General features: G+C 38.1%; 8 protein-coding genes and 1 pseudogene. 5 read left to right on the top strand and 4 right to left on the bottom strand.

Annotation, left to right across the window (positions count from 1 at the left end):
* Positions 1–650, bottom strand: a 650-nt coding sequence (locus HNP82_RS17465) for an IS110 family transposase (RefSeq protein ID WP_243164856.1), incomplete at its 3' end; no start/stop codon positions are given.
* 293 nt (positions 651–943) lie between these two features.
* Here HNP82_RS17465 and HNP82_RS17460 point away from each other — a divergent pair.
* The 4 genes and pseudogenes from HNP82_RS17460 to HNP82_RS17445 form a co-directional block, all read left to right on the top strand.
* Positions 944–2,062 (top strand): polysaccharide pyruvyl transferase family protein, encoded by a 1,119-nt coding sequence (locus HNP82_RS17460; RefSeq protein WP_183776774.1) that lies wholly within the window; start codon positions 944–946, stop codon positions 2,060–2,062.
* Between the two features lie 3 nt (positions 2,063–2,065).
* A complete protein-coding gene (locus HNP82_RS17455; RefSeq protein WP_183776773.1) occupies positions 2,066–3,202 on the top strand; it encodes an O-antigen ligase family protein in 1,137 nt (378 codons plus the stop codon).
* Positions 3,203–3,383: 181 nt separating this feature from the next.
* Positions 3,384–4,823, top strand: coding sequence for a flippase (locus HNP82_RS17450; RefSeq protein ID WP_183776771.1), 1,440 nt, complete (start codon positions 3,384–3,386; stop codon positions 4,821–4,823).
* Between the two features lie 72 nt (positions 4,824–4,895).
* A pseudogene (locus HNP82_RS17445) lies at positions 4,896–5,225 on the top strand (transposase); the annotation flags it as partial.
* A 50-nt stretch (positions 5,226–5,275) separates the two neighbouring features.
* Here HNP82_RS17445 and HNP82_RS17440 read toward each other — a convergent pair.
* The 3 genes from HNP82_RS17440 to HNP82_RS17430 form a co-directional block, all read right to left on the bottom strand.
* Positions 5,276–5,464, bottom strand: coding sequence for an IS3 family transposase (locus HNP82_RS17440; protein ID WP_330599712.1), 189 nt, complete (start codon positions 5,462–5,464; stop codon positions 5,276–5,278).
* A gap of 184 nt (positions 5,465–5,648) precedes the next feature.
* A complete protein-coding gene (locus HNP82_RS17435; RefSeq protein WP_330599711.1) occupies positions 5,649–6,440 on the bottom strand; it encodes an IS3 family transposase in 792 nt (263 codons plus the stop codon).
* An 8-nt stretch (positions 6,441–6,448) separates the two neighbouring features.
* Complete coding sequence (locus HNP82_RS17430) at positions 6,449–6,733, bottom strand: transposase (protein WP_207720662.1); 285 nt, start codon at positions 6,731–6,733, stop codon at positions 6,449–6,451.
* 224 nt (positions 6,734–6,957) lie between these two features.
* On the opposite strand from HNP82_RS17430, the gene HNP82_RS17425 reads away from it, so the two are divergent.
* The gene (locus HNP82_RS17425; RefSeq protein WP_183776770.1) at positions 6,958–7,287 is read left to right on the top strand and encodes a hypothetical protein; all 330 of its coding nucleotides are present in this window, start codon (positions 6,958–6,960) and stop codon (positions 7,285–7,287) included.
* The last annotated feature ends 105 nt before the right edge of the window (positions 7,288–7,392 follow it).

Below are 7,392 nucleotides of genomic sequence, written 5' to 3'. Positions count from 1 at the left end.
GTGAACTGTCCGGTGTGGCCAGATTTTTCCTTGTGACAGGCTATACCGACATGCGAAAAAGTATTGATGGCTTGATGGCAATCGTTCGGGATATCAGCGGTATGTTCCAGCAGATAGGACATGATATCAGTTGCAGTCCTGCCGAAAGGGTCAGAAAGCACACTGGCAATGCCGACATTGGAAACGGTCATACAGTTTTGGATGCGGTTCTTTTCAGAAGATTTCATGCAGACCAGTTTGAAGCGGTATCTGGCAAGCTCTCTGAGCTGCCGAAAATCCTTTGGAGGAATAAAAGAACATCTGACAAGGTCAAATTTGTAGAGGTCGGCGATCCATTTGGAATCCTTTTTGTCTGTTTTCTTGCCTTTGATGGCTTTGACATATTTGGGATGTGTGAGGCAGACATCGATGTCATTTTCGAGATAATTAAAAATAGGAATCCAATACTTGCCAGTGGATTCCATACAAACATGAAAGCAATTATTCTCGATGAGCCAGTTGTGAAACCTTTGGATATCCGAGTTAATGGTTGAAAAAGATTTTTGTTGGTATTCGGATATTCCATCTTTGTCAGTACTTACGATGGTTGCAACGATAACATTTTTGTGGACGTCAAGACCACAGCAGATGGAGTATTTTAACTTCATCATAAATATCACCACCTTAAAAAAGGAATAGCAACAGTGACTGTCATCCTGCGACTGAATAAACATGGTTTATTACCAATGATAAGAGTCCGGGCTCAAAGTCCCACTTGTTTGTGCTTGAAAGGATGACGGCACATATAAATATGCGGGGTCGAAATAAATTCGCCACTCCTCCCTCCGTGCTCTGTAGTGTATTGCTATTCCCTATAAGAATTATAACTCAAAGAATGGAGGGGCACAACTTTTTTTCAAGACTTGTTTGTGCCTTGAGCGAAGCGAAAGGAATGGTAAAAAATATGAAAAAAATTGGAATATTAACTTTTCATGCATCGCATAATTGTGGCTCTATGCTTCAAGCCTATGCACTTCAAAAAATCTTATGTAATAAATATAAAATTAATAATGAAATAATCAATTACTCAAGTGCATCACAACAACGAATGTATTCAATTTTATATAAACCAAATTCCATAAAAGAACTCTTTAGAAATTTTCTTAATTTATTGTTTTATAAAATTATTAATGATAATGAGTTAGGATATAAAAAATTTTTAACGAAATTTGAATTAAGTAAATCAATATCAACGAGTGATGAACTGCAAGAACAATCAAAAAACTATGATTGTATAATAACAGGTAGTGATCAAGTGTGGAACATAAATGCAATGGATTTTGATGATAGTTATATGTTACCTTTTGATAAAGTTAAAAAAGTCGCATATGCTGTAAGTCTCGGTGCATCTAATCCAAATTGCTCGAAAAAAAGGGAAAAGTACAAAAAATATATTGAAGCGTTTTCTGCTATCTCTGTTAGAGAGGGAAATGCTAGGGAATGGATTTCGCAATTAATTGATCGACAGATTGATTTGTGTGTTGATCCTACACTTTTACTTCGCAAGAATGAATGGCTTAAAATTACCAACCCACCGTTGATCAGTGAACCGTATATTTTTTGGTATGCAATGACTTATAAGTCAGATCAGGCGGAATTGTTGAAATTTCTAAGCAAAAAATATAATATGCCTGTATACGTTATGAATGCAAAAGAATGGTCTAGACGCCTTTTGTTTTTGAGAGGAATTAGATTAGCACCAAGTGGTGGGCCTGAGGATTTTTTATCACTTGTTAACCATGCTTCTATGGTAATTACCTCTTCTTTTCATGGGAGTGTGTTTTCGTATATTTTCAAAAAAAATTTTTGGTACATAAGTCTTAATAAAACAAAAGGGAACGATGATCGTGCCACATTTTTATTAGATCAACTTGGATTAGCAGAACGGTATATTAGTGCAGAAGAAGCTAGAAATGCAGATCTTTCGATCAACCCTGTATTTGATCTAATCCATATTAAACCGTTTGTGGATCACTCATTTGACTTTATTGAAAAGAATATCATTGGTTTGCATGAGGAATGAGATATGAAATTAAATAAAAATGAAATTAAATATATCGCATTTCTTTTGCCGTTTCTTTTATCACAAACGGTATTCGTTATTACAAGCAGTATATTTGCTGATATACTTCTCGCTTTTAAGCTGGTTGTATTCATATATTTTTTGATAAGATATGTACTAAAAAGCCGTGTTTCTGTATTTGACACACTAATTTTCACTTACTTTCTTATTTGGTTTGTGTCTGTATTTCTTAATAGTAGCGATTTTTTGAATTATATAAAGGAAGTAGTAGTTATACTCACACTTGTTCTTATGGTTGAAGATGCAAGGTATTGTAATTTTAAAGCTTATTTGAATGCACTTACATGCGTACTGTTTTTTGAATTCCTTGCTAATCTGGTTTGTGCGATTGTCTTTCCCGGAGGACTTTGGTCAACCACTTCGATTTATGGCTCAGAAGCGACCTATATGTTTTTGGGATTGGGAAATCAAATAACGCCAATGTTACTATTGGCTGTTATGACCTTGCTAATTCAATTTTCAAAACATAATATACGATTTTGCATTATTTATGCCATAATATTGCTGGGAAACCTTATTTTTATGACATCTGCAACGGCAATTGTAGGTGTTACAATTATGACTATAACATATATAGTTAGCAATTTTACAAAATTTAAAGAGTTTGGTAAAGTGGTATTCTTTATTATTGTCTGTATTGGTGTAGGAATTGTCATCTTCCGTGTACAATACTTGTTCTCGTTTATAATAGAGAATATGCTTGGGAAATCGTTAACAATGTCAAACCGGACTGTAATTTGGGATAGGGCACTTTCTTTGATTCAAAATAGCCCTATGATTGGATATGGTAGTGGTACATTGGAAACGGTTATAGGGGATAGAAATGCGCATTGCTTTTTCTTACAAATTGTAATTCAATCTGGCGTTGTAGGATTATTATGTTATATTGGCATTTTTTATGTGACACTCAAGAAATGTTGGAAAAGAATAAATACGGTTTCCGCGAAAATTATTACCTCTTGCATATGTGGATATGTAGTTTGCTGTATGACAGAGGTATATTCACAAAGTTATTTAGTTTTACTTCTTTGTTTTGCTTTTTTAGTAGAAACAATTGAAAAGGAAATCACATCTTCGTGAATATGGTCTTTTGCAATAGATCAAAGGTATTTGAATCTAGTATCTGCTATTTTATGAATTTAAAAGAAGAATGTTTGTGTCGTAATTTAGAAGGGTGCGAATAATTTGTACGCTATAATAGTAAGAAGTCACGACACTGATTAAGTGAATTTATGTAAAAATTTGAGAGAGGAATAATATAATGGAATCCGTAAAAAAAAATCTTGCGTATAACATTGTTTACCAAATACTTGTTGTTATTCTACCATTAATTACTGCACCATATATTTCAAGATGCCTGGGGGCAACCGCAGTCGGTATTTATTCATATACTAATTCTGTCGCCTATTACTTTTTGCTATTTGCAATGCTCGGAATCAGTAATCATGGAAATCGTTGTGTTGCCGCTGTGCGGGATAATAAGAAAAAATTAAGCAAAACATTTACTAGCATTTTCTTGCTGCAATTAACTACTTTCTTAATCGCCATTTTCTTATATATAGTATATTGTGTGTGCATAGTTAGAGATAATAAATTAATAGCTTTTTTGCAATTATTATATGTTGCGTCAGGGCTATTTGACATTAGCTGGCTTTTTTTTGGCTTAGAACAATTTAAAATCACTGTTACCAGAAACATTTTGATAAAATTATTTACCGTAATTTGTATGTTTATCTTTGTCCACAATCCAAACGATTTGTGGAAATATACACTTATTATGTCAGCAGGTACGTTTCTAAGTCAATTATATTTATGGAGATATGTAAAGAAATACATTAGAATTTGCAAGGTAAAATTAGGGGATGTCCTTGAAAATTTCAAACCTGTTTTAATTCTTTTTGTTCCAGTCCTTGCATATAGTATTTATAGAGTTATGGATAAAATTATGCTTGGGAATATGTCCACATACGAACAAGTTGGCTTTTATAATAATGCTGAAAAAATTGTCAACATTCCAATGGGCGTAATTACCGCGCTTGGAACAGTTATGTTACCAAGAATGTCGAATATTATTGCAAGAGGAGAAAGCAGCAAAACTGTGCAATATATTCGGCTCTCTATAAAGTTAGTTACATTGATTTCTTCTGCCATAGCATTTGGCCTGATGGGCGTTAGTAATGTTCTTGCCCCAGTCTTCTTTGGAAAAGATTTCGCCGCTTGTAGTTCAATTATTGCGTTGCTATCGATAACGGTATTCTTTATATCTTGGGCCAATGTCATTAGAACGCAGTATTTGGTTCCTAAACATTATGATAAAATTTATCTTACGTCGACAATAACTGGTGCTGTAGTGAATTTGCTAATTAACTCCTTAATGATTCCGCACTTCGGAGCTAACGGAGCAGCCATTGGGACAATATTTGCGGAGTTTTCTGTTATGTTTATTCAAATGGTCTTAGTTAGAAAGCAATTGCCCATTTTTAAGTATATCTTTACTTATATTCCGGTTCTTATAAGTGGAGTTATAATGATGATTGTTGTAAACTGTATAGGCTTTGCGTTAGAACTAAATATCATAACTCTTGTAATTCAAATTGCAGTTGGTGCGATATTTTTTTCTATTGCAGTTATGGCCTTTTTTATAATTTCTAAAGATGAACTGATAAGGTACAATAAGTTTCGCAAATTGAAAAGTAGTTAAAAAGAGACATGGTTTGCAGCCCTCTGGTAGAATGAAGTCACGACACACCATTCTGAAAGGAGACAGCAAACCATGTCCGAAAAGATTGTACAGCTTAACGAGGAAGTAATCAAGGGTCAAATCAAAGAACTGGTACGAGGCAGCGTAGAGGAAACCCTCAACGAACTGCTGGAGGCCGAGGCGGAGAAGCTGACCCAGGCGGCCCGGTACGAGCGCAATGAGCAGCGTCAGGGCTATCGCAGCGGCCACTACAACCGAAATCTCACCACTACATCCGGGGACGTTACCCTGAAGGTGCCCAAGCTCAAGGGGATCTCCTTTGAAACCGCCATCATTGAGCGGTATCGCCGCCGGGAGAGCAGCGTGGAAGAAGCCCTCATTGAGATGTACCTGGCAGGCGTGGTCCTATGTCAAGATTTAGCACAAATTAAAATGAGAAATTTTTCCTCATCTTAACTTACTAAGAGCAGTTCGTTTGTCTGTGTCTGCTCATATAGTTTTTCAAAGTCATTTGGCGACATGTAATCGCAATGACTATGAATTCGTTTGGTATTATAAAAGGCTTCAATATACTCAAATATCAGACGATATGCCTGCCGATAATTACCTATTTTAAACCGATTCAGCCATTCCCGTTTGATAAGTGAATATTCCGGATGATGTTACACCAGCAATCCGGTACAAGGAAACCGCTTGAGAGCAATCTAATTCTGCTCAAAGAATGTTACTTGTATTTGTTACCATTAGTCAAGCCTGCTCCGCACCGCTGATGCGGCAAGGGCTGGACAAATGACACAAATTCAAGAGCAAGTCACTTAAGCAGAATTAAACCGGTTTCCGACATCCGGAATGTCGGTTTCCTAATTGCCGGAACAGCGGTACTTCCGTACAAGAATATCCAATAAGCGCATGAAACGATTCGATACATGCATTGTCCCATGGAAAGGCCTTTTTTGAGTAGCTGCGTTGCATTTTGGCAGTAACTTCTCGGTATGCCTGGGATACGTATTGACTTCCTCTGTCACTGTGAATAATTAGTGGCAGTTCTGTGTTACGTCTGGCTTTCGCTTTCTTGATGGTATCAATCACACAGGATACCTCTAAAGTCTGACTGAGTGTCCAGGCAATAATCTTACGAGAATACAGATCCATAATGCTTGTAAGATAAACAAAGCCATCCGTTGTCCAGATATATGTGATATCGCTGCACCACACCGCATTTGGGCGGTCAGGAGTAAACTGTTCATCCAGGATATTTTGAAGTTCATTGCTGAAATCGGAATCTATGGTAGTGATCGTCCATGGCTTCACCCACTGGGCCTTGATCCCCATTTCCTTCATATATTTTCCGACGGTACGTTCTGAGATGGTCTCTCCCTTCTGCCGCAGCTTTCTGGTGATTTTGGGAGCTCCGTAGTTTTGCTTTGATTCATCATAAATATCCTGTATTTGGGCTTTGATGTATTCCTTGCGTTTTTCTGTATCAGAAGGAGTACGGTTCAGCCATGAACGGTATCCAGACCGTGAAACGCCTAAATATTTCAGCATTCCGGAGACGGAAACCCGGCGATTCTGTTTTCTGGCAGCTTCCGTCTTTTCAGCGACTTCGAGATAAATGGCTTCTGTTATTTTCCCAGAATGCTGATAGCTTTTTTTAGCACATCAAGTGCGTCCTGGGCATTACGAAGCTCACGTTTCAAATGTGCAATCTCTTTCTGTTCATCAGAAGCGTAATTACCGGAGCCACGGACAGGGATATCTCCAGACTCCCGGAAATCCTTCAGCCACTTCGTCAGAGTGCTGTAACCTACACCAAGATTCTGGGCACAGCCACGAACGCCAAGCTCCTTGTGATCGAGATAGTACTGGACAGCATCCAGCTTAAACTGTTTGTCATGTTGCTTTGCCATAATGAGATCCTCCTTCAATACGATACATCTATTGTATCACTGATTGTCTATTTGGAATTTTCTCATTTTGACTTGTACTATTTATATTCTAGCACCACACATATAAATATGCGGGGTCGAAATAAATTCGCCACTCCTCCCTCCGTGCTCTGTAGTGTATTGCTATTCCCTATAAGAATTATAACTCAAAGAATGGAGGGGCACAACTTTTTTTCAAGACTTGTTTGTGCCTTGAGCGAAGCGAAAGGAATGGTAAAAAATATGAGACAAAACCTTCCCTGATCGGCTGCAAAGTGGAGATTTCCTACGACCCGATGTCTCCGGAAGTGGTCAGGGTATCCTATCCGGGGATCACGCCTTTTGAGGCAGAACCGGTAAAGATCGGGGAATTCTGCTCCAAAACTCCGGCGCTGCCGGTCTCCATGCAGGAACAGGAAACGGAAGCTTCCCGGTTCCTTTCTGCGTTGGAGAAGAAACATGCACAGAGCAGACAGCAGGTAGCTGACGCGATCTCCTTCGGCCAGTACAGGAAGGATGGTGGCAGCGATGTATGAAACATTTTTCCAGATGGATCACACTCCCTTTTCAAGGGCCACACCGGTTGCCGACCTTTATGAGTCGCCTGCCATGTCGGATACCCTGGGGAGACTCGCCTATGC

The sequence above is a fragment of the Catenibacillus scindens genome (assembly GCF_014202115.1).
Lineage (GTDB): Bacteria > Bacillota > Clostridia > Lachnospirales > Lachnospiraceae > Catenibacillus > Catenibacillus scindens.
The sequence above is the reverse complement of the archived record's forward strand: the minus strand, read 5'-3'. Positions and strand labels throughout refer to the sequence as shown.